The organism is Slackia equolifaciens (assembly GCF_003725995.1).
Lineage (GTDB): Bacteria > Actinomycetota > Coriobacteriia > Coriobacteriales > Eggerthellaceae > Slackia > Slackia equolifaciens.
In genome coordinates this window covers 1-25221 of the sequence record NZ_QIBX01000009.1, presented here as the reverse complement: position 1 = coordinate 25221, position 25221 = coordinate 1, and the positions used below count along the sequence as shown (strand labels likewise).

Sequence of the window (25221 nt, the reverse complement as noted above, 5' to 3'; positions counted from 1 at the left end):
GTGCAGCTTCCGAGCAACACGCATAGCCACCTGCACTCGCAATCGGAACCCGCACCAGCGTCGGGGCCTTCGGGCCCGGCGCGGCATGCGGCGCGAACAACGCGCGACAACGTCGGCGCCGCGGCGTGCCAGCAGCCCTGACCGGACAGCACGGAGTGCCTTCAAGCACCGTAAGCATGGGAGGCTTTCTAACGGGAATCGGGCGCGACAGCTTCGCTAGACGATATAGCGCTCCAGCTTCGCACGGTGGCAAGGCTCGTATTCGACGACTTCCATCAGCTCAGCAGCGGTCATGTATTCAATCGAGAGCGACGTACCTCGTGCCTCAAACAGCGGGGCTATATATTCTTCGGCAAGCTTCGCAAAGCTTTCGAAGCCCTTATGCTCTTCCGTTTCCATCTTCAGATATTTCTCCATGTAGCCTTCCAGGACACTGGGGTTGGTGAACTCCCAGACGCTGTTCAGCAGCGTCACCTTTCCTGGTCGGTAAGTGGCGTCGTTCACGAGCTTTCCGTAGATCGCGAGCAGGTGCTTCGTCATCTGCAGGCTGTCGTACCTTCCACCTGAAAGGCGTTCAGGCTTACGCCCCCTTCCCATGACGCAGATACACGCGAGTTTCTGGAACATCGCTACGAAACTTTCAGCATCTTCGCAAGGAACGAGGTAGTGAGTCGTTTCGAGATAATCGGGGCGAAGGATGTGACGGGGAGTCCCGAGCCATTCGAGCATCTTCATCTCGCAGTAGACGTCTTCGCCTTCGCCTTTCAGATACGCGTCGAGATTCGCCGGATGCGGGTTGTTTCGCAACGTCGGCAGCTGGTACTCATAGGCGAGCTCATAGCTTCCAGCATGCTTTCCTGAAGTGATCCTCACAGGACCGTTTCCAAGCAGGTTGAACGTCATGGCCGAACTAGACCGGATGGAGCACATCTTCCCGTCGAGCTCGTTTCCGCCTCCGCGCTCATACATGGCGCGAACGCTTCCAGACATCGGGACGACCAAGTTGTCTTCCAGGCGCTTGAGGTGGTAAAGCTTCCGCGTCCTGCTTCCGCCGTTTCCGAATTCAAGCGGTCCTTCAACTGCGATCAGTTTTTTCTTAATTGCTTCATGTAACGTGGTTAGGTAGTCCATGGCGGCCTCTTTCGGCGTGTTGAAGGGATACAAGCGGATAGCGGACAGCACCCCATTATGTGCAATTAGGTTGTCTATGCCCGCTATGCATTATATGAGCGGCGGGTTCGTGCATGAACTGTACAGCTCTTTCCAAACACGCCCCTACACGCTCGGGTCGCGCTGCGAGAAGGCTGCGGTCCCCAGGGCAAAGAGTGCAGCGCCTGCGGTTCTCGGGGAGGCTATCGAGATGTCCGAACCCGCCTGACATGGAATCTCTCTTTCCCCCGACTTTCGAGAGAAAGGCTAGCCCGTCGACCAGGATATGGAAGGAGGTTTGAGCTGGTGAAACATTGGCAGACGCACCTATCCCCACAGCCCCATGTCCGACATCGCGTACAGCGGGACGTTCCTCATCCAGTCCTGCTCGCGGTATCCCGACAGGCTGAAGCGCACGGACTTGATCTTCGGGTGGGACTCCTTGAACGATCGAAGACTCTTTGCCCGCAGGTTCTCCTCCGCCTTCACCTCGATGGCGTAGACACTGTTCGACCCCTGAACCAGGAAGTCAATCTCCCCCGAGGAGTTCTCGGCGGACCAGTAATACGGCGTAAGTCCGCAGTCGGAGACGAGCTGCTGGCAGACGTACTGCTCGGTGAGGGAGCCCTTGAACTCCTCGAAGATCTCGCTGCCCCCGACGACCGTCTCCTTGTCGAGCCCCGCCATCGCGCCCAGCAGTCCGACGTCCACTAGAAAGAGCTTGAACGCCGTGTCGTCGGCGTAAGGGGCCAAGGGGATGCCAGGCTTCGAAATCCTGCGGACGAGGGTCGTAATACCCGCCTGGGTGAGCCACGTGATGCCCGCTTGGTAGTTTCGTGCCCGAGCGCCCGACGCGATGTGGCTGAACACGAACTTCTTGTTCTCGCGGCCGAGGTGAGACGGAATCGAGCGCCACGCGGCGAGCGCGTACTCGGTCTCGGTTCTGCTCAGGTGCTTCGAGATGTCGCGCTCGTAGCCGCGCAGAATATCGAGCTGCACCTCGCGCGCGTCCTCCAAGAGGCCTCGCTCAAGGAAGACGCTCACGGCCTCCGGCATCCCCCCGACGTAGTAGTACTGGCGAAGGAGCGGAACGAACTTGCTTGAGAAGCTGTTGATGAGGCTCGCGTCACCCGTGTCGATGAGGTCGCAGAGCAACCGATTCCCCGTCGCGACGAGGAACTCCCGAAAGCTAAGGGGGTAAAGGTCGAGCGTATTCACCTTCCCCACGGGGTACCCGCTACCCTCGTGCACGGTGATTCCCAGAAGCGAACCGGCCGCAGCCACCACGTACCCAGGCGCCTCCTCACAGAAGTACTTGAGGGAGGTGAGCGCCTTCGGGCACGCCTGGATCTCGTCGAGGACGATGAGGGTGCCTCCCTCGGACACGACCCGCCCCGTCTCGAACTGGATGGCGGAGACGATGCGCGGGATGTCGTAGCCCAACTCGAACTGCTCGCGCATCCTGGGATTGTCGTCGAGATTCACGTATGCAACGTTCTCGAACTGCGTTTTTCCGAATTCTTTAAGCAGCCAAGTCTTTCCAGCCTGACGCGCGCCATTGAGAATGAGCGGCTTTCGGCGGGGTCTGTTCTTCCAGACAACAAGTTCATCCATGAGGAATCGTTCCATGCAAGCCCCTCCTCTAAAAATGGCTACGGCCTTATTTTCGCACAAATTGGCGAAAATAAGGCCGTAAGAAAGCCAGTTTTGGAGAAAATCAGGCGGAGTTTTATTCCCACTCAATAGTCGCAGGCGGCTTGCTGGTAATATCGTACGCCACGCGGTTCACGCCGGGCACCTCTGCCACGATGCGGCCGCTTACGCGTGCGAGCACGTCGTAGGGCAGCTTCGCCCAGTCGGCGGTCATGGCGTCGCTCGACTCCACCGCACGCAGGATGATCGGGCGCTGATACGTGCGCTCGTCACCCATCACGCCCACGCTCTTGATATCGGGCAGCACGGCAAAGTACTGCCAGCAGCTGTGCTCGCTGTTGCGCTCGCCAGTCTCCTCAAACAGCCTTTGGTTGTACGCGTCCAGCTCCTCGCGCACGATCGCGTCCGCGTTCTTCAGAATCTCCAGCTTCTCAGGCGTCACGTCGCCGATGATGCGAATGGCCAATCCCGGGCCGGGGAAGGGCTGGCGGTGCACGATGTGGTCGGGCAGCCCAAGCGCGGTGCCCAGCGCGCGCACCTCGTCCTTGAAGAAGTGATCAAGCGGCTCGATCAGGTCAAAGTGCACTCCTTCGGGGAAGGGAATCAGGTTGTGGTGGCTCTTGATGGTGCTCGCTTTGCCGCCCGTCTTGCGTGCGCCGCTCTCGATGATGTCGGGGTAGATGGTGCCCTGCGCCAGATACTGCACGCCGTCCAGCTCCTGCGCCACGGCGAAGAATTCCTTCCAGAACTGCGTGCCGATGATCTTGCGCTTGGCCTCCGGGTCGGTCACGCCGGCCAAAAGCTCGGCATAGCGCTCCTCGGCATGCACGTGCACGAAGTCCACGTCAAACTGCTTGGTGAATACCTCTTCAACCTCTTCGGGCTCGTTCTTGCGCAAGAGGCCGTGGTTCACGAACACGCAGGTCAGCTGCTTGCCGATGGCCTTTGCGCAAAGCGCTGCCACCACGGAGGAATCCACGCCGCCGGAAAGGCCCAGAATCACGCGCGCGTCGCCCACCTGCTCGCGGATCTCGGACACCTTCTGCTCGATGATGTTGTCCATGGTCCACGTGCCCTCAAAGCCGCACACGTCGAACAGGAACGTGCGCAAAAGCTCGTTGCCGTGCTCGGTGTGCTTCACCTCGGGGTGGAACTGCGTGGAGAACAGCTTGCGCTCGGCGCACTCCATGGAGGCCACGGGGCACACGTCGGTGTGCGAGGTGACGGTGAAGCCTTCGGGCACGCGGCTCACGGCGTCGCGGTGGCTCATCCACACGGTCTGCTCGGCCGGCGTGTCGCCGAAAAGCACACTCTCGCCGTCGCGCATGATCTTGGCAGCGCCGTATTCGCCCACCTCGGAATGCGCCACTTCGCCGCCGAGCGTGGCCGCCATGATTTGGTGGCCGTAGCAAAAGCCCAAAATGGGCAGCCCCATGTCAAAAATCGCGGGGTCCACGGAGGGGGCGTCCTCGGCGTAGACGCTCGCGGGGCCGCCGGAAAGAATGAGCGCCGCGGGATGTGCGGCGGAGATTTCGTCGGCGGATGCGTCGCAGGGCATGATCTCGGAATACACGCCCAGATCGCGCACGCGGCGGGCGATGAGCTGCCCGTACTGCGCTCCGAAGTCCAACACGACTACTTTCTGCTCAGCGAAGGTGGATTCGTTCATGCGTTTGTTCCTTTTGTCGGGTGTTTGAAACGTACGAATAAGCATACCGCATATGTTAGAATACCGCGGCGGAAAAGCGCAGGGAGCGAAAACCCTCCCGAATTGCGTTTTTGCTGCGTCATGAGCAAAAAAAGACGCGAGTATGCTGCAGTTTTTTGACGCACGGCGAAGTAGCTGATTGTTGGCCGCTGCTGTGACCTGGTGTTTTGTGCACGCTTTGAGCGGTCTACTTCAAGGCGTCCTTGAAAACTGCAGCATACTCGCGTCTGTTGCATGGCGCGCGTCTCGTCGCCCTGATTCCTGTGCGGCGCGAGGCTACAGATTCGATCCGAGGAATTATTCGAAGGAGTAACTGCATGGATGTATTGATTGAAGCGCTCAAAGCGTGCCTGTTCGGCATCGTCGAGGGCATCACCGAATGGCTGCCCATCTCGTCCACCGGTCACATGATGCTTTTGGACGAGTTCGTGCCGCTCAATGTGTCGGACGAGTTCTACAGCACCTTCCTGGTTGCCATTCAGTTGGGCGCCATCATGGCCGTTATCGTGCTGTTCTTCCACAAGCTCAATCCGTTCTCGCGCCGCAAGACGCCCGAGCAGAAGCGCACCACCTGGGGCATTTGGGCCAAGGTGGTGGTGGGTTCCATCCCGGCCGCCATCGTGGGCCTGGCGCTTGACGATTGGGTCGAAACCAACATCATGACCAACGAGGATGTCTCGGCTATCGTGGTGGCGTCGGCGCTCGTGGTGTACGGCATCATCTTCATCGTGATGGAGGCGCGCAACCGCCGTCTGATCGCCGCCGCGTCCGAGGCGCCCCGCGGCAAGCACGCGCGCGTGCCCGGCCGAGCAGGGGAGGGTGCGCAATCGCAGCAGTCTCGATATGTGTCGGTTGATCCCAACGCCGACACCGAATACGACGCCTCGAGTGTCATCGCCAAGGTGAACACGTTCGACGAGATGTCGTACGGCAAGGCGTTCCTCATCGGCATCTTCCAGAGCCTGGCGGTCATTCCCGGCACCTCGCGCTCGGGTTCCATCATCATCGGCTCCATGCTCTTGGGCACCTCGCGCACCGTGGCCACCGAGTTCGCGTTCTTCCTGGCCATCCCCATCATGTTCGGCTGGAGCCTGCTGAAGTTCTTCCGCCACGGCTTGAACTACACCTCCATGGAATGGATGATTTTCGCCGTGGGCCTCATCGTGGCGTTCATCGTGTCGGTGCTGGCCATCAAATTCCTGGTGGGCTATGTGAAGAAGCACGATTTCACGGCGTTCGGCATCTACCGCATCATCGTGGGCGCCGTGGTGCTGATTTACTTCCTGGTGATCGTCTAAGGCAAGGCGTTCGGCCCGCTACGGGTGGGGCACTTGCGGAGGAAGCCTCGAGGCCGAGGTGCACGGCTGCTTGCCCGTTATGGGCGGGAGACGTCCTGCGCTCCTGTGGAGCAGCGGGGCAGGGCCGCTAAGGTATACGATGCCAATGCGGCAGAGAATGCAATCGATATTGGGCGCGGCGCTTGCTGCGCCCTTTTGTGCCCTCGGGCGCGCGCATGCGTCGGAGGGCGAGAAGGCCGCTGGCGCGCTGCTCTTGTGGCGGCGAGGGCGCCAGATGCGGCGGAAAGTGCGAAGCCGCTGCGGCGGAGTGATAAAGCGAAAGAGGGCTTGCATGAGCACGGTGGATATCGATTCTTTGAACGAGGCGCAGCGCGAGGCGGTGCTGTGCACCGAAGGGCCGCTGCTGGTGCTTGCGGGGGCGGGCTCGGGCAAGACGCGCGTGCTCACCTACCGCATCGCGCATATGCTGAGCGATCTTAACGTGCAGCCCTGGCAGATCCTTGCCATCACGTTCACCAACAAGGCCGCTGCCGAGATGCGCGAGCGTCTGGGCGCGCTCGTGGGCCCTGCTGCACGCGGCATGTGGGTGTCCACCTTCCATAGCATGTGCGTGCGTATTCTGCGCGTGGATTGCGAACGCCTGGGCTTTGACAAGGGCTTCACCATCTACGACGATGACGATTCCAAGCGCCTGGTCAAAGAAATTATGGCCGAGCTGGACATCGACCCCAAGCGTTACCCCATTCAAAATATCCGCAGCCGTATCTCGCAGGCAAAAAACGAGCTCATCGTGCCGGGCGATTTCGCCAAAGACGCGCGCGACCCCGGAGCCAAGGTGGCGGCCCGCGTATACGAGAAGCTGCAGCAGCGCCTGAAGGCCGCCAATGCGTTCGACTTCGACGACCTGCTCGTGTATACGTGGCTTCTGCTGAAGAACCATCCTGACGTGCTGGAGGCGTATCAGGACCGCTTCCGCTACATTCTGGTGGACGAGTATCAGGACACCAACCACGCGCAGTATGAGATCTGCCGCATGCTCGCCGCCAAGAACAAGAACATCATGGTCGTAGGCGACGACGACCAGTCCATCTACAGCTGGCGCGGCGCCGACATCCGCAACATCCTGGAGTTCGAGCAGGATTACCCCAACGCGCACACCGTTAAGCTGGAGGAAAACTACCGCTCCACCGGCAACATCCTGGCGGCCGCCAACGCCGTGGTGGCAAACAACATCCATCGCAAGCAGAAGCGTCTGTACACCCAGGCGGGCGAGGGCGAAAAGATCAACGTGTACATGGCCGCCGACGAGCGCGACGAAGGCCGTTGGATCGCGGCGGAGATCGAGCATCAGCGCGCCGAAGGCATCCCGTACGACCAGATAGCCGTGTTCTATCGCACCAACGCGCAGAGCCGTTCGCTCGAAGACATGCTGCTGCGCGCGGGCGTGCCGTATCGCATCGTCGGCGGCACGCGGTTCTTCGACCGCGCAGAGATTCGCGATGTGATGGCGTACCTCACGCTGCTGGTGAACCCCGCTGACGATATAGCCGCCAAGCGCGTGATCAACACGCCCCGCCGCGGTATCGGCAAAACCACCATCGAGTATATCGAGAGCGCCGCGCGCCAGGCCAGCATGCCGTTCATGATGGCGGCAGAGCTGTGCGTGGCCGACGATCATCTGCAGATGCGCGCCCGCACGGCGCTGGGGGCGTTCGTGAGCCTGATCGAAGAGGCGCGCAGCTATGGCGGCGACCTGCGCAAGGTGATTGAGGCCGTGATCGACAAAAGCGGGCTCATCGCGGCGCTGCAGGCCGAAAACACCGATGAGGCGCGTGGACGCATAGAAAACATCAAGGAATTCTTGTCCGTTGTGGATGAGTATGTGGAGTCGCATCAAGACAACGACGAAGATGCGTTCATTGAGGTTGTTGGCACCGGAGGAGAAGAGCCCGCGGGCGAAACCTTCGGAGATTCCGGCACGGGCCAGGGCCAGCTGTCGATGACAACGCTGGTCGCAAGCGATAGCGAGGGCTCGTTCGGTGCGTCCGGCTCCGAGGGGCTGGCGGCCATTCGCACGCTTTCGCCGTATTCGCTGGCTGACTTCATCGAATGGGTGCGCCTGCGCACCGACCTCGACGCCGCCGAGGCGGAGGACGGCCAGGCGGTTACGCTCATGACCGTGCATTCCTCCAAGGGCTTGGAGTTCGACTGCGTGTTCGTGGCGGGCATGGAGGAAACGCTGTTCCCGCACAGCAACTCCGCGCATGACGAGGCGGGTCTTGAGGAGGAGCGTCGTCTGGCCTACGTCGCCATTACGCGCGCCCGCAAGAAGCTGTATCTGACCTGCGCTCAAACGCGCAAGATTTTCGGCGATACGGTGGCCAACCCCGCGTCGCGATTCGTGGGCGAGATTCCCTCCGAGCTGCGCCGCACCATCGGACTGGGAAGCTCCGGCTTCTCGGGCACGGGTTGGGAGAAGCGCGGCAGCCGTCGCGGCATCTCTGGCAGCGGCACCGAGGCGGGCGGCGGTCGCGTGTTCGGCCAGTCGAGCGCCGGTGGCAGCCGTCCTCGTAATGCGGGTCGTGCGGCGGGTTCGTCGTTCGCCGATTTCATGGGCGGTGCGAGCTCACGCGGCACTTCGGGTTCGGGCGGCGGGTCCGGCGCATCGCGTTCGGGCTCATCGCTTGGCTCGTCCGGCGTGCGCACCAACCCAAACGCCGGCAAGAAGGCGGCGGCCAACATGACGTTCGCCGTGGGCGATACCGTGGACCACAAGACGTTCGGCAAGGGCAAGGTCATCAAGGTGGACGGCGACCTGCTGCACGTTCACTTCGCCAAGACCGGCAAGACCAAGAAGCTGCTCAAGGACTACGCACCCATCGTGAAGATCAACTAAACAGAAAGGCCCGACGTGAGTCGGGTCTTTCTGCGTTGAGATTGGTTGGCTCTGGGTCGTTTCGCCTATAAACGCCTTAACATTTCCAGCGTTTGCTCGATCCATGATTGTGCGCCAACGAGGCGATAGCCTGTGAATCCGGCTTTTTCGAGGATGTTTCGGATGCGCTGTGGCGCAATCTCGAGGTTGACCAGCTCGCCGAAGCGAACTCCTCGTGCGGCAATATCACGTGCGTGGTCCCAATAGGTTCCCGTAGGACCAAATGTCGTGGCGAAGGCGGCAGGCTCTGCTACGGCATCCGCTACCATGCGTTCGGTGTCTTCGTAAAAGAGCGAGCGTCCATTGTCATAGAGCGGATAAAACGACTCGCCATTGCCGGTCACCTTTACGGCGATGTTTGACAGATGCCGGTCGTCCTGTCGCGTGACAAAATCGAATGCAATCATGCGGTAGAAATCGTCGGCGTACTGCGGGCGAACGGCGAGCAAATTGTCTAGCTCGTTCTCGCCACGCTGCCCATCAAACAGGCGGCGCATATGAACCACATATTCGTTTGTGACGTCGTACATGAATTCCGAGAATACCGAATCGTCATCGAAGCGACGCGCGGGGCAGCAGGGGACGCCCATTTCCTGCGCCAATAGAAAGGCGGCGATTTCCGATTCGACATCGGTGGTCAGGGGGCTGATGCGTCGCTTCACAATCCCGTACTTACCGTCGAAGGCTCCGTAGCGTTTCACGTTGAATCCCTCTGGCGTATTCACACTGTCGCCTTGGGCATCAATGCGCTGGAGAAATATTGACTCGAATACATCGGTGAGCGCATCTTCAAAACGGTCGGATTTCGCATGGGCCAACCACAACTCGTCTTTGGCGTTCACGGCATGGGTGGCATCGGCAATCTTGAAGATGTCATATTCGGAAAGCCCGCACCTGAATAGGATGCGTTCGATGTCGCGCCGCGAAGGGCTAGGAATACGCTCGGCAAGGAATTCGGCGAATTGGGCGGGTGTCCATGAAGAGGCGCCGTGCGTATACAGCGAAACGGTAGAGTTGTAGCGAGGCTCGGTGAAGGTGACCGACCAGTCATCGATTACAACGCCAATCACGTCATCGTGCCATTTGAGATATCGAAACGCTTCCGCCATCGCCACACCTCCTTACCAGCTTTTGCGTACAGTATACGCGAAATGCATCGGACCGCCTGGTTGCGGGCGGTCCGACTGAAATCATGTTGTCTTCGATGCTGCGCGAGCCCATTAGCACTTTCCGCAGAAGGCGCAGGCGGCAGGTGTTGCGGCCAGGCCGCCCAGGGCGCTTTCGCGCAGCTCGAAGGGGAGCGCGCAGCCCACGCGGCGCATTGCCTCCACCGTCTGGTCGAAATCCACCAGGTTGTCGATGCCGGCGAGTGCGATCTGCGCAGCCACGATGGCGTTGGCCACACCGGTCGCGTTGCGCTTCTGGCACGGCGCCTCCACCAAGCCCGCGATGGGGTCGCACACCAGGCCCATGAGGCCGGTGAGTGCGTTCGATGCGGCGGCGAAGCACTGGCGCGGCGTGCCGCCCATGAGCTCGCATGCGGCGCTCGCGGCCATGGCGCTCGCGGCGCCCACCTCGGCCTGGCAGCCGCCCTCGGCGCCGGATACCGTTGCGTTGCGGGTGATCAGATAGCCAATTGCGGCGGCGTTCGCCAGCGCGCGCTCCAATCGGTCGTCGTCAAAGCCGTGCACGTCCTGGCATGCGAGCAGCATGGCGGGCAGCACGCCCGACGATCCCGCGGTGGGCGCCGCCACGATGCAGCCCATGGAGGCATTCGTCTCCAGCACCGCCATCGCATACGTGGTCGCACGTGCCAAAAGCGGGTTCGCGAGCCCCGTTTTCTCTATGGCGGCTAGCTTCTGGGCCTCGCCGCCGATGAGCCCGCCCATGGAAGGCTGCGGCGCATCGAGAGGACGCGTAGCCGAAGTGCGCATCACGTCCAGCACGCGATGGAGATAATGCTTGGTGTCGTCCACGGCGATGCCCTGCGCGGCAAGCAGACAGCGCTCGCGTCGGCAGATGGCGTCTGAAATGGGCAGATCTTCGGCCTCGCAGTATGCCAAGAGCTCAGCGCCGTTCGCGAAGTCGAGCGATTCCAGCATCTCCTCGGCCTCGGCCACGCTCATGCCCGCGCCGAAGCCCTGTGCCTCGGCGCATTCGGCGGCAACGGGCGCTCCGGTCTCGCTTGCGCGGTCGCTCTCCACCACGCGTACGTCAAGGATGTCGGCGTGGCGCGCCACCGCGGCGGCAAGCTCGGCAGGAATCTTGTCGTCGGTCTGCATGATGGTGTAGGCGATATCGCCCTTCTTTTTGCGGAACAGGCGCGTGGTGGCGATATTCACGTCGAACACATTCAGGCATGTGGCGATGTGTGCCAGCACGCCGCGGCGGTCGTATTGCTTAACCACGATGCTGTGGTATTCGCCGGTCAGGCTCACGTCGATGCCGTTGAGGCGGCTGATTACGGCCGCGCCTCCGCCGATGCTCTCGCCGCGCATGGATGTGACGCCGCCGGAAGCGTCTACCACCTCGATGTCCACCGTGTTGGGGTGGCCGATGTCGGAGTCGTCGTCGCAGGGGATAAACGCAAAGGAGAGCCCCGCCTCCTCGGCCAGTGCGAACGAGTCGCGAATACGCTCGTCGTCGGGCTCCATACCCAGCATGCCCGCCACCAACGCACGGTCGGTGCCGTGGCCTTGGTAGGTATGGGCGAAGCTGCCGTAGAGCGTGAAGACGGCGCGCACGGGCTCTGCGGAAAGCAGGCGACGGCACATGCGCGCGATGCGCAGGGCGCCGGCGGTGTGGCTGCTCGAGGGGCCGATCATCACCGGGCCGATGATGTCGCGGATGCTCAAAGACTTCATGGGCGAATTCCTTCCGTCCAGTCCATTCGGGTGCATGTTTGGCATGCTCGCCGCTTGCGTCGGCAATCATGCCGATGTGCATGGTACACTTATTCGTCGCAAAAATGAGACACGAGTCAAGGAGGAACATCGATGACTTCGCCGATTCTGGTGTTTGGTCACAAGAATCCCGACAACGACGCAATTTCCGCCGCTGTGGGCTATGCCTATCTGAAAAACGAGCTTGCCCGCAAATGCGGCGAGAACGTGACGTATGAGGCGTGTCGCCTGGGTGGGCTTCCGCCCGAGACCGAGTGGATTCTGGGCGAGAACGGCATCGAGGCGCCCCGTCTGATCGACCACGTGGGCGAGGGCGATAAGGTCATCCTGGTCGACCACAACGAGGCCCTGCAGTCCGCCGACGGCCTGGATGCCGCCGAAATCGTGGAGATTGTGGACCATCATCGCATCGGCGGCCTGGTCACCGCAAATCCCATTCGCTTCAACAACATGCCCATCGGCTCCACTGCGGCCATCGTTGCGCGCGAGTTCGAGATCCAGGGCGTCGAGCTTCCCAAGAACATCGCCGCCGTGCTGCTGGGCGCCATGCTCACCGACACCGTGATCATGAAATCGCCCACCACCACGCCGCTTGACTGCGAAATCATCGAGCGCACCGCCAAGATCGTGGGCGTTGACCCGGTGGAATACGGCATGTCCATCTTCAAGTGCCGCAGCAACCCCGCTGAGATGCCGGTTGAAAAGATCATCGGCGCCGATGCCAAGGAGTTCCCTCTGGCAGATGGCTCCACGGTGTTCATCGTGGCGTTCGAGACGGTGGACCTTCAGGCGGTCATGGATCGCGAGCAGGAGATTCGCGAGGCCATGCGCGCCGTTGTCGCCGACAAGGGCTACAAATTCATGCTGCTCATGGCAACCGACATCCTCGCCGAGGGCAGCAACTTCATCTGCGAGGGCGACTGTGAGCTGGTGAACCGCGTCTTCGACATCGACGTGGAGGGCAAGGCCGTCTGGATGCCCGGCGTCCTCTCCCGCAAGAAGCAGGTGGCAGCACCCATTCTCGCCGCGAAGTAGACGCGGGCGAGCGGAGCGCCGCCCGCTGCGCGAAGCGCAAACCAAAAGCCCACGAAGCACTTGGAGGTGCCTCAAGTTCAACCGTTGTCGTAAACCGCGGGCGAGCAACGCAATGCCCGCCCGGTGGGCAATGAAGCCCCAATCATCCGGTGCCCCATGCGCCCTGGAGCGAGGGATGAGAAAAGGGGGATGCAAAGGGGGAAAGGAGAAGGGATTCTTCCCTTCTCCTTTCCCCCTTTTAAACGACTCCGATGGTTTTTCAACAAAGCAAAGCCTTCGGGTAGCCTCGCGTAGTATCCTTGATAAATCGCAAACTTCTAAGCGCAGGAGGCGCATCATGCATAAGATTGGCTTCATCGGCTGCGGCAACATGGGTCGCGCCATTATCAAGGGCATCGTAACTTCGGGCGTGTGCGAGCCGGGCGATATCATCGCCTCTGCTCATACGCAGGCAACCATCGATGCCGCGCACGAACAGTTCGGCATCGATGTCACGCTGGACAACACGCAGGCCGCCTCGGCAGAGATCGTGGTGCTCGCGGTCAAGCCCTACATGTTCGATGAGGTGGTGCCGCAGATCGCACCCGCGCTGCCCGAGGATGTGATTCTGGTTTCTATCGCGCCCGCTAAGACGCTCGCGTGGCTTTCCGAGACCGCTGGCGTAGCCAAGGTGGTGCGTCTCATGCCCAACACGCCCGCCGCGGTGGGAGAGGGCATGACCTCCGTGGTGCCCAATGACGCCTGCACCCAGGAGGATGTCGATCGCGTGCTTGCCATCGTCAACTCCTTCGGCAAAAGCGAGTTCATTCCCGAGAAGCTGATTGACGCCGGCAGCGCCGTTGCCGGTTGCGCGCCCGCGTTCTTCTATATGTTCATCGAAGCCATGGCCGATGCCGCCGTGCTCGAAGGCATGCCGCGCGCGCAGGCGTACCGCTTTGCCGCCCAGGCGGCGGTGGGCTCGGGCAAGATGGTGCTCGAATCGGGCCAGCATCCCGGCGCGCTCAAGGATGCCGTGTGCTCTCCGGGCGGCACGACCATCGAAGGCGTGCGCACGCTGGAGGAGATGGGCATGCGCGGCGCGGTGATCGATGCGCTGATGGCTACCGTGGACAAGGCGCAGAGCCTCTAGGCCGTTCTGGAGCGTGACGGAATACGTCTATGACCTACGAAAGCGACGAGAGAAAAAGAAAAGCACGGGAGCGCCTCAACCCCGACGACCCGCTGCGCGATCTGACCGACGACCCGCGCGACGCTGCTCGCAGGAGGCTTGAACGCCGTCTTGCCTCGCGCTCCGGCGCTCAAGGCGAGGACGGGCTTTCGCAGGCGCGCCCTGATGGCGCCCCGCATCGGGCGGAACCGCCCGCAGGCAGGCAAAGGGCCGTCTCGCGCGATGCCTCCGACGGCGATCTCCCCGCATCGGTCGACCACGCCGATCTTTTAGGGGAGGGCGCCGATTCGCGCGGTCATCGATCTTCTCGCCGCCCGCGGTCTTCGTCGCATTCCTCTCGTTTGGCCTCGCTGCTGGGCGGTTTCATCAGCCTGCCGCGGCCTTTCATCATCGGGGCCGGCGTCGTGGTGCTGGTGCTTCTTTTCGTGCTCATCGGCGCGGTTGAGCGCTCATGCTCGGGACCCGAAACGGCGACCCCCGTTCAGACGGAGCCCACGCAGGAGGCTTCGGCCGAGCAGGAGCAGGCCGAACCTCAGGTTGAGCAGGCCGATCTTTCCAGGCTCCCGTCGAGCCTTTCGCAGGATATGGCAGATAAGCTGGCAGATATGGCGTCAACCGACGAGCGGGTGGCGCACATCATCAATACCATTGGCGAGGCGCTCGGCGACGAGGGCGAGGCCGAGCAGGTCAAGATGCTCGAGCTGGCGGCTGACGACCCCGAGGCCATAGACTTTGTGGCCGGTATGGCGGATCATTTCCCTTCCGATGCGGGCGAGGCGTTTGACGGCGAGATTACTAAGGGCGAGATTCCCCTGCTCATGCAGTGGGACGAGCGCTGGGGCTATACCACCTACTGCGGTTCGTCGTTTGCTTCGGCGGGTTGCTGCCCTACGTCGTTCTCCATGGTGTACATGGGGCTCACCGGCAAGACCGATATGACGCCTTATGACATGGGACAGCTCGCCACCAAGGATGGGTACGCCGTGGATTACCAGGGCACCGTGGGCTCGTTCCTCATCGATGAAGCGCCCGACCTGGGGCTTCAGTGCGAGCCGTTCTATCCCGATGCCGGGGCCGACGTGCTTACGTCATATCTCCAGAGCGGCTATGTGGTCATTTGCAACGTGGGTGCGGGCGACTTCACCGATGGCGGTCACTTCTTCGTGATCACCGGCGTGAATGATGACGGCACGTTGGCCATAAACGACCCCTACTCTTCGGTGCGCAGCGCCCAGGCGTGGGATGTCGATACGATTCTCAACCAAACCATTGCCCTCTACGCCTTCAAGGCGGCATAGGGCACGGCGCCCTCGAGCGCGCTCGAAGCGAGCTGCATGATGCTCGACATGTGGGGGCAGCTGCGTATCGAGTGCAGCGCATGGGGCGGCCTGCATGACGTTGGACACCCTTGTGGTTATTCGGGATTCCGCGATTCGGGTGCGGTCAGGCGGTTGAACTGCTTATCTATTAACAACCAGTTGATGCCGTGGCAGGTAAGGTTGGCTAACAGCTCCGCCGCCTCTTGGGGGTCGACCGTCTTGCCGTCCTTTACCCATTGCCGATAAAACCCCAGCGCTGTAGAACGGATGAAGCTCAGCACAAGCCCAGATCTTCCGTGGGATACATACGGCAGATCTTCAAACGGGTCGCCGCCCGCCCGGGCATAGCGGTCCATTTGATGGCGATAGAGCTTATCGCCAAAATCATCAAAATACGCCGGCGTGCAAATCAGGCGCTCGATTGCCGGCGGCTGTTGCGTTAGATACAGGAAAAAACGAATCGCATGCCCAGACATATCTTCGGGCGTTTCGGGCGTCGTCTCAAAGTTCGCGAAGAAGTCATCCAAGATGCGTTCGAGTTCCTCCGAGAACAGCGCCTCGATGGATTCGTAATGCAAGTAGAAGGTCTTGCGGTTGATGGCGGCACGTTCCGCGAGCTCTTTGACCGTGATGCGCGTGGAACCCTCGTTCACCATCTCATGAAACGCCTGTCTTATGGCACGCTGTGTGCGCTCGACGCGCAGATCCTTCCTCTTGGCGTCTTCCACGGATTCCTCCTCATGCGGCGCGTCTTTTGCCGCCTTGCCGCCTCATGGATATGTCCAAATTAATTACCTGTTTTTCAAACGTGTGGCGTAAGCCCCGCTTCTGAAATACTGGCAAGTGTGCTTTTGATTCTTCCTCCATACACTCTACCTGCGAGTTTAACGCATCTCCGGCGCCCGGGCACGTGTAGATGCGTCGCAATCCGACACAATCGAAGGGGGAACAATGACACAAGCCAACGGATGGCATCGTGGCATCAGCCGCCGCGGGTTTCTCAAGGGAGCCGCGGGAGTTGCGGGCCTTGCCGGAATCGGCGCCATGGCGACGACGGGCGAGTGGCTCGCCCCGGCGCAGGCGGACGAAGGTGCCGCAAGTGAGCGCACTGCATTCACCTACCACAACGAACACTGCCTGTGCAACTGCATGCTCAAGTGCACGGTTCGCGACGGACGCCTGAGCATCATCGAGCCGCGTCCCAATGACGAAAACCGCTTCCATAACGTGTGCCTTAAGGGCATCTCTGAAATTCAGCATATCTATGGCGATGCGCGACTCCAGTCGCCCTTGCGTCGTGTGGGCGAACGCGGAAGCGGCGAATTCGAGGCTATCACTTGGGACGAGGCATTTCAGACGATTGCCGACGAATTCAAGAAATGTCAGGATGCCTACGGTAAAGATTCGCTGTGGATCCAGTATTCCACCGAGGCGCAGCAGCGCTTCACCCCGCTTCTTGCATCGCTTCTGGGGGCTCAGGCGGGAGGCATGAACGGCTACGACATGGGCCAGGGCAACGGTCAAGGCCAGGCGTTTGGCTGGGACGGCATGTTCGCCAAGAACACCTTGTGGGAGTGGCCGCAGGCCAAGACGGTTCTGCTGGTGAACTGCAACATGCTCGAGACGGGTATGATGTGGTCACGCGCGTTCTTCGACGCGCAAAAGGCGGGCACCAAGTTTGTTTGCTTCGATCCGCGTTTCAGCGCAACGGCATCCAAGTCCGACGAGTGGGTGAACCTCAAGCCCGGCACCGATCCGGCGATGTTCCTTGCGTTCGCCAAGCACATCGTAGACAACGGGCTTTACAGCGCCGAGCATCTGTGTGCGCATACTTCGTTCCCGTTTTTGATTGATGCAGAAACGGGCGAGGTCTTGGGCGAGATGCGTGATTCCGTGGACGCTACGACTGGTGAGCCTGTGCAGGTCAAGGCGCCTTTCGTGTGGGACGAGAGCTCCGAACGTGCCATGCCGTACGACACCGACGGCGTCCAAGCCGCGCTCGAGGGAACGTTTGAGGTAGACGGCCGCACCTGCGTCACCGAGTTTACGCGCCTCAAGGAGGATCTTGCGGAATACACCCTCGATTGGGCAGAAGGCGTTACCGGTGTGCCTGCGGGCACCATTGCACGCATCGCCGAGGAATACGCCGAAGGCCCCTCGGTCATCTGCAACGGCGTGGGCGGCATCGACAAGGTGGGAAACAACGACGTTGCAGGCCATGCGTACGCCCTGTGTGCCTCGCTCACTGATAATTACGGAAAGCGCGGCACGGGGTGCGGCATCTATGCCTACCACGTTACGCCTTACAACGCCATGATGGGCGCATGGCCCTTGCCGGAGAATGCGGGCGCAGCTCCCTCTCCAATGGGTTTCTATGACATGGTTCAGAAATCTGACAACGTGCATGCTGCCATGTTCTTCGGCGATATCCCTACGCAGAAGGCCGCCAACTGGACAAAGACGCGCGAATGGCTCGAATCCCTTGATTTCGTGTGCGTAGCCGACATCTATCAAAGTTCCGTTTGCGATTACGTCGACCTGCTTTTGCCCGTGTGCTCCAAGTTTGAATGCCAAGATGAAGTGGGCGGCGTGAAAAACGCCAACGGCTATATCTTGCAGAACCAGAAGGTGCTCGACCCGCTGTTCGAGTCCAAATCCGACTTCTACATCGAGAAGGGTATTGCAGAGGCCATGGGCATCGCCGACGCCTACCCCGAGAACGGCGAGGAGTTCGCCCGCGCGTTGCTGACCTCGGAAGACCCCCAAATGGCGGGCATTACGCTGGAGAAACTGTTCGAGGAAGACGGCGCTGTCAAACTGGTGGGGACCGAGGACCCGCTGGGACCTGAAGTGGGATACGAGCTCGCTACGCCGTCTGGGCGCCAGGAGCCGTATTACGAGAACCTGATCGAATGGGGGCAAGCATTTCCGAAGTGGGAGGAGCCAAACGAGATTTACGCGAGCAATCCTTTGCGCGAAAAGTACCCGCTGGCATTCACCCAGAGCCGCTCTCGCTTCCGCGTTCATTCGACCTATTCGGGCGCGGCGTGGATTCAGCAGCTGTTCGAGCCGCATATCGAGCTCAACCCCGTCGATGCGTCATCGCGCGGCCTTGCGGATGGCGATCAGGTGGAGGCGTTTAACGACCGCGGCTCCTTCACTACCAAGCTGCGTCTGAACGAGGCAATCCAGCCCGGCAGCGCCTACATGGCGGAAAGCACCTATGCGAGCCTGCTCGATGGCACCATGATGCAGAGCGTGTCGAACGACCAGCTCAACGAGCGCGGCTACGCCTTGCCCTATGGTCCCATGATTCCGTTCAACGATACTCTCATCGAGATCAAGAAAGCCGGTGAATAGGCAATGACGAAACTCGCCATCGCAATCGACCTGCATCGCTGCATCGGCTGCAACACCTGCGTGCTCGCCTGCAAGATGCAAAACAACGTGCCCGACGGCATGCTGTGGAACCGTGTGCTTACCGAGAACTGCGACATCTATGACGGCGCGGAGGGCACATACCCCAATCTTACGCGTACCTATCTGCCGCTTGCGTGCCAGCACTGTGAGAATGCCGCCTGCCAGCGCGTGTGCCCCACCGGTGCGACCTATAAGGACGACAAGGGCCGCATCGAGATCGACTACGACAAGTGCATCGGCTGCCGCATGTGCATGGCTGCCTGCCCCTATAACGCTCGCGTGTTCAACTGGAACGAGCCGGTTCGTTCGACCGGTTTCGACTACGGCGATGCCCGTGTTCCCGTACGCGCCAAGGGCGTGATGGAGAAATGCACGCTGTGCAAGGAGCGTACCGACGCAGGGGAGGAACCGCGCTGCGTGCAGTGCTGCCCGACCGATGCGCGCATCTTCGGCGACTTGGACGATCCGAACTCTGAGGCGTCGGTTGCCATTCGCGAGCACGGTGGCTATGTGCTCCTCGAAGACAAGGGCACTCGCCCGCAGGTCCATTACTTTGAATCGTAAGGGGAGGGGATTCGCATGGCAACGAAAACGAAAATAGTCTACGGCGTGCTGGGTGCGATCACGCTCATAGGCATTGCAACGTGGGTTTACCAGCTTATGGGCGGCTTGGGCGTCACGGGAATGAACAACTCTAACTCGTGGGGCCTCTATATCATCTGCTTCATGTTCATGGTGGGCCTTTCCGCCGGCGGCTTGATTGTAGCTTCCTCGGCGAGCGTGTTCCATGTGGCGCAGTATAAGAAGGTGGCACTTCCTGCGGTCATCGTCTCCACGGTGTGCATCTGCATGGCGGGCATGTTCGTCCTTATCGACCTGGGCGGCATTCAGCGTGTGTGGCGCATTATTACGGGCCCCAATCCCACCTCGCCTTTGTTCTGGGATATCTGCATTATTTCGTGCTACCTGATTATCAACATCGTGTATCTGTACTTCATGACCTCCAAAAAGCCCGGTGCCGCCGATAAGGTGGCCATCGTGAGCCGCTTTGCGTTGCCTATAGCCATCTTGGTGCACAGCGTGACTGCATGGATTTTCGGTCTGCAGATTGCCAAAGAGGGCTGGTATTCCGCCATCATGGCGCCCATCTTCGTGGCTTCCGCCATGGATTCGGGCCTGGCGATGCTGCTGATTGCTCTTGCGGCGTTGCGCAAGGCGGGTGTATTTGAGGTTGATCAGAAGCTATTCAGCAGCCTTGCCGGTCTGCTCGCCACCTGCATCGCGGTGGATGCGTACTTTATCGGCTGCGAGGTTCTGACCATGGCGTATCCCGGTGCCGCCGGAGCCGAGACGCTTGCGCTTATGACGAGCGGCCCCACTGCGCCGTTCTTCTGGTTCGAAATCGTGTGCGGCCTGCTTGTTCCGTTCTGCATCTTGGTGTTTGCGCGCAATCGCCAGCGCACGGGTCTGGTACTTTTCGCTGGTGCGCTCGTAGTGTTGGGCGTGTTCTGCAAGCGCTGCTGGCTGCTTCTGACTTCGTTCATCACGCCGAACATCCAAGGCGCTAACGGCATCACGTTGGGTACTCAGGCGGCGCAGCAGGCGGGAGCCAACATTTGGACGCTTGCGGGAACATATGCACCCACCTGGCCCGAGATCGTCATTGTAATTGCCGTGTTCGCGTTGGGAGTGCTCGCCTTTATGGTGATGTGCTCAAAGCTTCTGCCCAAGGGTGCGGCAAAGGCCGCCGAGCCGTCGCGCGAAGGGGCTGATGCGGCGTAGCGCCATGACGGACTTTGACCGAGTTGCGAGCGGCCATGCCTGCGACGGCGCAGTTCGCGAATGGTCGGGCTTCGTGAGTGACTCGTGCCTCGCGCGAACGACCTGGATCTCGTGCGCGGCTTATGCATAGCGTGCATCCTGCAAGCGGCCTGCGCATGGCGCACGTCCCGAAAACGGCTCAGGCTTCGCAAGTGGCTATTGGCCCGTCGGTGGGTTCCGGCGGGCCTTCTTTTCAAGGAGGACTATGGTATGTCTCTCGACTATGCTGCGGCATCGCAGGTATTCGCATTTCTGGGAAATTCCCTGCTCAAACCCATGTCTCAAACCGCCGACGCGGGGCTTATCCCAGAGTTTTGGGAAGAATTTCCCGATTTCGGAGACGGGCGGGTGCGTGCTGCGGTGGGCGAGTGCCTGACGTTTGCACGCGATGCGAAACGTCGAACGGAAGCGGGGGAGAACATGATTGAGCGCGTCTCGGTCGAATTCACGCGCTTGTTCGTGGGTCCGCCGCGCCCCGCGGCGCCTCCGTGGGAGACGGCGTATCGCGCGACAGGAAAATCCGATGGGTTCGTCGGCTTTGGAGAGGCGACGGTGGCGATGCGGCACGTGCTTGCAGATCTTGGGCTCGAAGTGCGCAACGAGAACAATCAATATGCCGACCATATGGGCATCGAGCTCCTTTGCCTGTCGGAGATGTTGCGTCGCGTTGGCGAAGGTGCTTTTCTCGCTGACGATGCGCGTCGTTTCGCCGAGACGCATCCGCTTTTTTGGTGCGATGCTCTGAGCGAGAGAATCCAGGAGATGTATCCCAAGGGGTATTTCGCTGCGCTGACAAAGCTTGCCGCAGCAATGCTGCGCATGTTTGGCCAGGAGGGGTCGAGCGTTGTGGCATAGACTACTTCGCACGGAATCGCAGGGTGCTGCTGCCTGACGAGTCGTTGCTTACGCAGCGGTCGACCTTGCTGCAGGTACCATTCGCGTGGTTGACTTGGTTTCAATTCCGTTTCGTTTCGGCTGCGCTCGCTGCGCAGTGAGCGCAGCGCATGGGGCGGCCTGCATGACGTTGGGCGTCCTTGTGGTTATTCGGGATTCCACGATTCGGGTGCGGTCAGGCGCCTCATTGCGCCAGCGCCGGGACGGTTCGTGTCGATTCTCGACGCATAATCGGTCGCCCGTGCAACCTGTGGTAAAGTACCTCCACTTTTCGCAAATTCGAACAGTGCGTTCGACCGCATTCGGGCTGTTCTCCTGCCATCCATGACGCCGCCCTGATGCGTGCTCGGTTGAAATGCTAGAGGTGCTCATCCATGAAAAAGATTCTTACCAGTCTGCCGTTCATCCTGCTGGTGTCGGTTGTCCTTGGCATCCTTGTGGGCCTGGTGGCCAACGAGGCATTCATGAACGTGGTGGTCACAATCAAATATGTGCTCGGCCAGCTTATCAACTTCTGCGTTCCGCTTATCATCATCGGTTTTATCGCGCCCTCCATCACCAAGCTGGGCTCGAACGTGTCGCGCATTTTGGGCGTGGCGGTGATTTTGGCGTATGCGTCTTCGATCGGCGCCGCATTCTTTTCTATGGCAGCGGGCTATGCAATTATCCCCAACCTTTCTATCGCGAGCGCGGTTGACGGACTCAAAGAGCTGCCTGAAGTGGTGTTCCAGCTTGATATCCCGCAGGTCATGAGCGTAATGAGCGCGCTTGTGCTGTCGATTCTTCTGGGTCTTGCAGCCGTGTGGACGCGCGCCGAACTCATGACCAAGCTGCTCGACGAGTTCCAACGCATCGTGCTGGCTATCGTATCCAAGGTGGTTATCCCGCTGCTGCCGCTGTTCATTGCGTCCACGTTTTGCGGGTTGGCCTACGAAGGCACCATCACGCGCCAGCTGCCGGTGTTCATCGCCGTGGTACTCATCGTGATCGTGGGGCACTACATTTGGCTTGCGGTGCTCTACGGCGCGGCGGGTGCGTATTCCGGCAAGAACCCGCTGCAGGTTTTGCGTCACTACGGGCCGGCGTACCTCACCGCCATCGGCACCATGTCCTCGGCCGCCACGCTTGCCGTGGCGCTTAGGTGCGCGCGCAAGGCCAAGCCGCTCCGCTCCGACATGGTGAGCTTCGGCATTCCGCTGTTCGCGAACATCCATCTGTGCGGCTCGGTGCTTACCGAGGTGTTTTTCGTGATGACGGTCTCGCAGGTACTCTATGGATACATTCCCGACCTGGGAACCATGGTGCTCTTCTGCCTGCTTCTGGGCGTGTTCGCCATCGGCGCGCCGGGCGTTCCGGGCGGTACGGTCATGGCGTCTTTGGGGCTTATCACCGGCGTGCTGGGCTTCGACGCCACGGGCACGGCGCTCGTGCTCACGGTGTTCGCGCTGCAGGACAGCTTCGGCACCGCCTGCAACATCACCGGCGACGGAGCGCTTACGCTGGCTCTTTCGGGCTATGCCAACAAGCACGGCATCGAGGACGAAAGCGGGCTTTCGTCCGGCGGGCTTGAGGCCAAGGTCGAGGAATAGCCGGGGCAAACAGCGTTATCGGAGCGGCGCTATCGGTTCTTCCAGACGGGTTCGCGTTTTTCTGCGAAGGCCCGCTCGCCTTCCCGGGAGTCTTCGGTGCGCTTGATCTCTGCATCGAAGTTTGCCATCATGCGCCAGCCGTCGGTGGCGGGAAGAAAGCTCTTGTCCATGCAGTCGTACAGGGCGAGCTTGGTCATGCGAATGGCGATGGGGCCGTTTTTGGCGATACGCTCCGCCAGTTCAATGGCGCGGTCGACCAGCTCTTCCGCGGGAACCACGTGGTTCACGAGACCCCACTCAAGGGCGGTTTGCGCGTCTATTGCATCTCCGGTGAGCACCAGCTCCATTGCCCGCTTGGTATACATGGAACGTCCCATGCGAAGCAGCGCGCCTCCTCCGGTGGCAAGCAGACTATGTTTGATCTCAGGGAATCCTATTTTGCCATCGTCGCTGATGAGCGCAAGGTCTGCGGCCACCACCATCTCGGCCCCGCCGCCTACGGCGATGCCGTTCACGGCTGCTATGACGGGCTTCGACACGTAGTGGCGCGTCATGCCCGCAAAGCCCCAGTCTTCGCGTCCGCGAGGAGGATGGTATTCGCCCCGCGCGAGCTCCTTGAGGTCGGTGCCCGAGCAGAAGCATTTTCCGGTGTTGGTGATAACCATTACGGCGAGGCTGTCGTCGCGGTCAAAATCGTCGATTGCGTCGCACAGCTCTTCCCACATCTTCGAGTTGAGGGCATTGCGTACTTCGGGCCGGTTCAGCGTGAGCAGAAGCACATTCCCCCGCGTTTCGGTGATGATGGTTTCGTACGCCATGGTTTCTCCCATCTGTCCATCTGCCAGCGGCTTGCCTTGGGGCACGGCGGACGGTCTGAGAAACGAGAGGCGCGTCGCGTGTCAAAAGGACAAGGTCGCGGGCATGTTTACACTGTTTACATTGTAAACGGTGCCAGCGCTGCGTCATCCCGATTTTTGCGGCTGCTGAGCGTTTCGCATTCAATTAAAGGTGCGCGGCGCAACGGCAAGCGACCTTGTGGTTTTTGTACGGTGGCGCCGATTTTTGCAACTTCACATGGATAAGGTGCTTGCGGGCTCCGTTCCAGGTGCGGAGCCTATGCATCGGCAAACAGGTGAAACTCAGTGGCTTAGCGATGTGATGCAGGGCAGCGGTGCCCATGCGGCAGCGAGCACGTGTGCCAGCGGGCTGTGCCGTCGGAAATTGCGCCGACGGGCATGTGACGGGCGAGCTGCGCCTCGACGCTCAGGGCCGACCTGTCGCTCGCTCTTTGCATTCGGGCGGCGCAACGCGTGCAACCCTGCTACAATGAGAAGAGGAAATCATGGCACGAGGAAAGTGAGGTCGCCATGAAGTACAAGAACATCATGGTTCCGTACGATCGTTCCGAATCCGCTCACCACGCGCTGGCCACGGCGCTCGCAATGGCCAACGAGATCGAGGGCGCCAAGGTGACGGTGTTTTTCGCCGCTCCCATGCCCGAGTTTGAATCGTCCCAGTTTATGATTGCCGAGCGCATGTCTGGCTCCATCCGCTCTTCCCGCGAGGAGCTTGCCCATATGCAGGAGGAGTACGTGAAGTACGAGACCAGCCTGCTGATGAAGGATTTGGGCGACATCATGAATCTGGATAACGTCGAGGTCGCTATGGGTCAAGGCAAGCCCAGCAAGGCGATTCTCGATTACGCCGAGGAGCACAAAATCGACCTGATCGTCATGGGCTGTCGTGGGCTTAACGCCGTCGCCGGCATGCTGGGCAGCGTAAGCTACGCAGTCTTGCGCAACGCCGAATGCCCCGTGCTCATCGAAAAGTAATGCGAGGCGTTTGCGGTTCTTTTGAGAACGGTATGGAAGCGGCGCATGCGAGTGCGCCGCTTTTTTGTGCCCGCGGTTCGCGCGCTCCGGTTGACCCAGCAACCTCGTAGCGCGTGCGTATGTTGTAAAGCCTGCGGCTCGCGCGCTCCGGTTGACCCAGCCATCTCGTAGCGCGTGCGCATGTCGTGGAACCGCGGATTGCACACTCCGACTGATCGCTCGTGCACTTTGGCTGACCCCTTGTGCATTCCGGCGGGCCTTTCAGGTATGGGTCAGCCCCCCCCCTCTCTCTCCGAAGAGGGCGATTGGCATCTGCTCGAATACTTTCTGGACGGCAGTTTTTCGAAGTGTGTAATCCGATTTGACGTCCAGGGACCGCGGACGTTTTCTTGTACATCCTACAGCACCGGATAGCCCAGCGCCGCGCGGCGCTCGTCCGGGGTGAGCCACCCGAGCTTCTGGGATATGCGCCCCTCGCGGAACCAGCGCATCCACTC

18 protein-coding genes are annotated in these 25221 nt (G+C 60.6%); 11 read left to right on the top strand and 7 right to left on the bottom strand.

All coding sequences use genetic code 11. The annotated features are described in order from the left end of the window. Positions 1-216 precede the first annotated feature (216 nt). The 3 genes from DMP06_RS06110 to guaA form a co-directional block, all read right to left on the bottom strand. On the bottom strand, positions 217-1131 hold the full coding sequence (locus tag DMP06_RS06110) for a hypothetical protein (protein ID WP_123208869.1): 915 nt from the start codon (positions 1129-1131) through the stop codon (positions 217-219). A gap of 345 nt (positions 1132-1476) precedes the next feature. Next, positions 1477-2778 (bottom strand): ATP-binding protein, encoded by a 1302-nt coding sequence (locus DMP06_RS06100; protein WP_123208867.1) that lies wholly within the window; start codon positions 2776-2778, stop codon positions 1477-1479. 100 nt (positions 2779-2878) lie between these two features. Next, complete coding sequence (guaA, locus tag DMP06_RS06095) at positions 2879-4471, bottom strand: glutamine-hydrolyzing GMP synthase (RefSeq protein WP_123208866.1); 1593 nt, start codon at positions 4469-4471, stop codon at positions 2879-2881. Positions 4472-4827: 356 nt separating this feature from the next. Here guaA and DMP06_RS06090 point away from each other — a divergent pair, with 356 nt between their 5' ends. Together DMP06_RS06090 and DMP06_RS06085 are read left to right on the top strand one after the other, a co-directional pair. After that, positions 4828-5808 (top strand): undecaprenyl-diphosphate phosphatase, encoded by a 981-nt coding sequence (locus DMP06_RS06090; RefSeq protein WP_123208865.1) that lies wholly within the window; start codon positions 4828-4830, stop codon positions 5806-5808. A 331-nt stretch (positions 5809-6139) separates the two neighbouring features. After that, a complete protein-coding gene (locus tag DMP06_RS06085; RefSeq protein WP_123208864.1) occupies positions 6140-8704 on the top strand; it encodes an ATP-dependent helicase in 2565 nt (854 codons plus the stop codon). Positions 8705-8769: 65 nt separating this feature from the next. On the opposite strand, the gene DMP06_RS06080 is transcribed toward DMP06_RS06085, so the two are convergent. Together DMP06_RS06080 and sdaAA are read right to left on the bottom strand one after the other, a co-directional pair. Continuing rightward, on the bottom strand, positions 8770-9852 hold the full coding sequence (locus DMP06_RS06080) for a hypothetical protein (protein WP_123208863.1): 1083 nt from the start codon (positions 9850-9852) through the stop codon (positions 8770-8772). A gap of 111 nt (positions 9853-9963) precedes the next feature. Then, on the bottom strand, positions 9964-11607 hold the full coding sequence (gene sdaAA / locus DMP06_RS06075; protein WP_123208862.1) for an L-serine ammonia-lyase, iron-sulfur-dependent, subunit alpha: 1644 nt from the start codon (positions 11605-11607) through the stop codon (positions 9964-9966). A gap of 132 nt (positions 11608-11739) precedes the next feature. Here sdaAA and DMP06_RS06070 point away from each other — a divergent pair, with 132 nt between their 5' ends. The 3 genes from DMP06_RS06070 (at position 11740) to DMP06_RS11410 (ending at position 15147) form a co-directional block, all read left to right on the top strand. Beyond that, a complete protein-coding gene (locus DMP06_RS06070) occupies positions 11740-12681 on the top strand; it encodes a manganese-dependent inorganic pyrophosphatase (RefSeq protein ID WP_123208861.1) in 942 nt (313 codons plus the stop codon). Between the two features lie 337 nt (positions 12682-13018). Beyond that, positions 13019-13810 (top strand): pyrroline-5-carboxylate reductase, encoded by a 792-nt coding sequence (gene proC, locus DMP06_RS06065; protein ID WP_181443024.1) that lies wholly within the window; start codon positions 13019-13021, stop codon positions 13808-13810. Positions 13811-13839: 29 nt separating this feature from the next. Then, a complete protein-coding gene (locus tag DMP06_RS11410; protein ID WP_123208860.1) occupies positions 13840-15147 on the top strand; it encodes a C39 family peptidase in 1308 nt (435 codons plus the stop codon). Between the two features lie 116 nt (positions 15148-15263). Here DMP06_RS11410 and DMP06_RS06055 read toward each other — a convergent pair whose 3' ends face one another. After that, positions 15264-15896 (bottom strand): TetR/AcrR family transcriptional regulator, encoded by a 633-nt coding sequence (locus DMP06_RS06055; RefSeq protein ID WP_123208859.1) that lies wholly within the window; start codon positions 15894-15896, stop codon positions 15264-15266. A gap of 223 nt (positions 15897-16119) precedes the next feature. Here DMP06_RS06055 and DMP06_RS06050 point away from each other — a divergent pair, with 223 nt between their 5' ends. From DMP06_RS06050 to DMP06_RS06030, 5 genes are all read left to right on the top strand, one after another. Beyond that, on the top strand, positions 16120-18528 hold the full coding sequence (locus DMP06_RS06050; protein ID WP_123208858.1) for a molybdopterin-dependent oxidoreductase: 2409 nt from the start codon (positions 16120-16122) through the stop codon (positions 18526-18528). Positions 18529-18531: 3 nt separating this feature from the next. Next, positions 18532-19152, top strand: coding sequence for a 4Fe-4S dicluster domain-containing protein (locus tag DMP06_RS06045; RefSeq protein ID WP_123208857.1), 621 nt, complete (start codon positions 18532-18534; stop codon positions 19150-19152). 15 nt (positions 19153-19167) lie between these two features. After that, the gene (gene nrfD / locus DMP06_RS06040) at positions 19168-20370 is read left to right on the top strand and encodes an NrfD/PsrC family molybdoenzyme membrane anchor subunit (protein WP_123208856.1); all 1203 of its coding nucleotides are present in this window, start codon (positions 19168-19170) and stop codon (positions 20368-20370) included. 249 nt (positions 20371-20619) lie between these two features. Next, complete coding sequence (locus tag DMP06_RS06035; RefSeq protein ID WP_123208855.1) at positions 20620-21264, top strand: TorD/DmsD family molecular chaperone; 645 nt, start codon at positions 20620-20622, stop codon at positions 21262-21264. A 413-nt stretch (positions 21265-21677) separates the two neighbouring features. Further along, a complete protein-coding gene (locus tag DMP06_RS06030; protein ID WP_123208854.1) occupies positions 21678-22892 on the top strand; it encodes a dicarboxylate/amino acid:cation symporter in 1215 nt (404 codons plus the stop codon). Between the two features lie 29 nt (positions 22893-22921). Here DMP06_RS06030 and DMP06_RS06025 read toward each other — a convergent pair whose 3' ends face one another. After that, positions 22922-23710 (bottom strand): enoyl-CoA hydratase/isomerase family protein, encoded by a 789-nt coding sequence (locus tag DMP06_RS06025; RefSeq protein ID WP_161957843.1) that lies wholly within the window; start codon positions 23708-23710, stop codon positions 22922-22924. 549 nt (positions 23711-24259) lie between these two features. On the opposite strand from DMP06_RS06025, the gene DMP06_RS06020 reads away from it, so the two are divergent. Further along, entirely contained in the window at positions 24260-24724 is a 465-nt protein-coding gene (locus tag DMP06_RS06020; protein WP_123208852.1) for a universal stress protein, read from the top strand. Positions 24725-25221: the final 497 nt, after the last annotated feature.

What these genes read in the sequence shown, in the direction of transcription:
- DMP06_RS06030 (WP_123208854.1), top strand. Translation starts at nt 21,678, where the DNA reads ATGAAAAAGATTCTTACCAGTCTGCCGTTCATCCTGCTGGTGTCGGTT.
- DMP06_RS06025 (WP_161957843.1), bottom strand. Translation starts at nt 23,710, where the DNA reads ATGGCGTACGAAACCATCATCACCGAAACGCGGGGGAATGTGCTTCTG.
- DMP06_RS06110 (WP_123208869.1), bottom strand. Translation starts at nt 1,131, where the DNA reads ATGGACTACCTAACCACGTTACATGAAGCAATTAAGAAAAAACTGATC.
- DMP06_RS06020 (WP_123208852.1), top strand. Translation starts at nt 24,260, where the DNA reads ATGAAGTACAAGAACATCATGGTTCCGTACGATCGTTCCGAATCCGCT.
- DMP06_RS06080 (WP_123208863.1), bottom strand. Translation starts at nt 9,852, where the DNA reads ATGGCGGAAGCGTTTCGATATCTCAAATGGCACGATGACGTGATTGGC.
- DMP06_RS06070 (WP_123208861.1), top strand. Translation starts at nt 11,740, where the DNA reads ATGACTTCGCCGATTCTGGTGTTTGGTCACAAGAATCCCGACAACGAC.
- DMP06_RS06035 (WP_123208855.1), top strand. Translation starts at nt 20,620, where the DNA reads ATGTCTCTCGACTATGCTGCGGCATCGCAGGTATTCGCATTTCTGGGA.
- DMP06_RS06045 (WP_123208857.1), top strand. Translation starts at nt 18,532, where the DNA reads ATGACGAAACTCGCCATCGCAATCGACCTGCATCGCTGCATCGGCTGC.
- DMP06_RS06085 (WP_123208864.1), top strand. Translation starts at nt 6,140, where the DNA reads ATGAGCACGGTGGATATCGATTCTTTGAACGAGGCGCAGCGCGAGGCG.
- DMP06_RS11410 (WP_123208860.1), top strand. Translation starts at nt 13,840, where the DNA reads ATGACCTACGAAAGCGACGAGAGAAAAAGAAAAGCACGGGAGCGCCTC.
- proC (WP_181443024.1), top strand. Translation starts at nt 13,019, where the DNA reads ATGCATAAGATTGGCTTCATCGGCTGCGGCAACATGGGTCGCGCCATT.
- nrfD (WP_123208856.1), top strand. Translation starts at nt 19,168, where the DNA reads ATGGCAACGAAAACGAAAATAGTCTACGGCGTGCTGGGTGCGATCACG.
- sdaAA (WP_123208862.1), bottom strand. Translation starts at nt 11,607, where the DNA reads ATGAAGTCTTTGAGCATCCGCGACATCATCGGCCCGGTGATGATCGGC.
- DMP06_RS06090 (WP_123208865.1), top strand. Translation starts at nt 4,828, where the DNA reads ATGGATGTATTGATTGAAGCGCTCAAAGCGTGCCTGTTCGGCATCGTC.
- guaA (WP_123208866.1), bottom strand. Translation starts at nt 4,471, where the DNA reads ATGAACGAATCCACCTTCGCTGAGCAGAAAGTAGTCGTGTTGGACTTC.
- DMP06_RS06100 (WP_123208867.1), bottom strand. Translation starts at nt 2,778, where the DNA reads ATGGAACGATTCCTCATGGATGAACTTGTTGTCTGGAAGAACAGACCC.
- DMP06_RS06050 (WP_123208858.1), top strand. Translation starts at nt 16,120, where the DNA reads ATGACACAAGCCAACGGATGGCATCGTGGCATCAGCCGCCGCGGGTTT.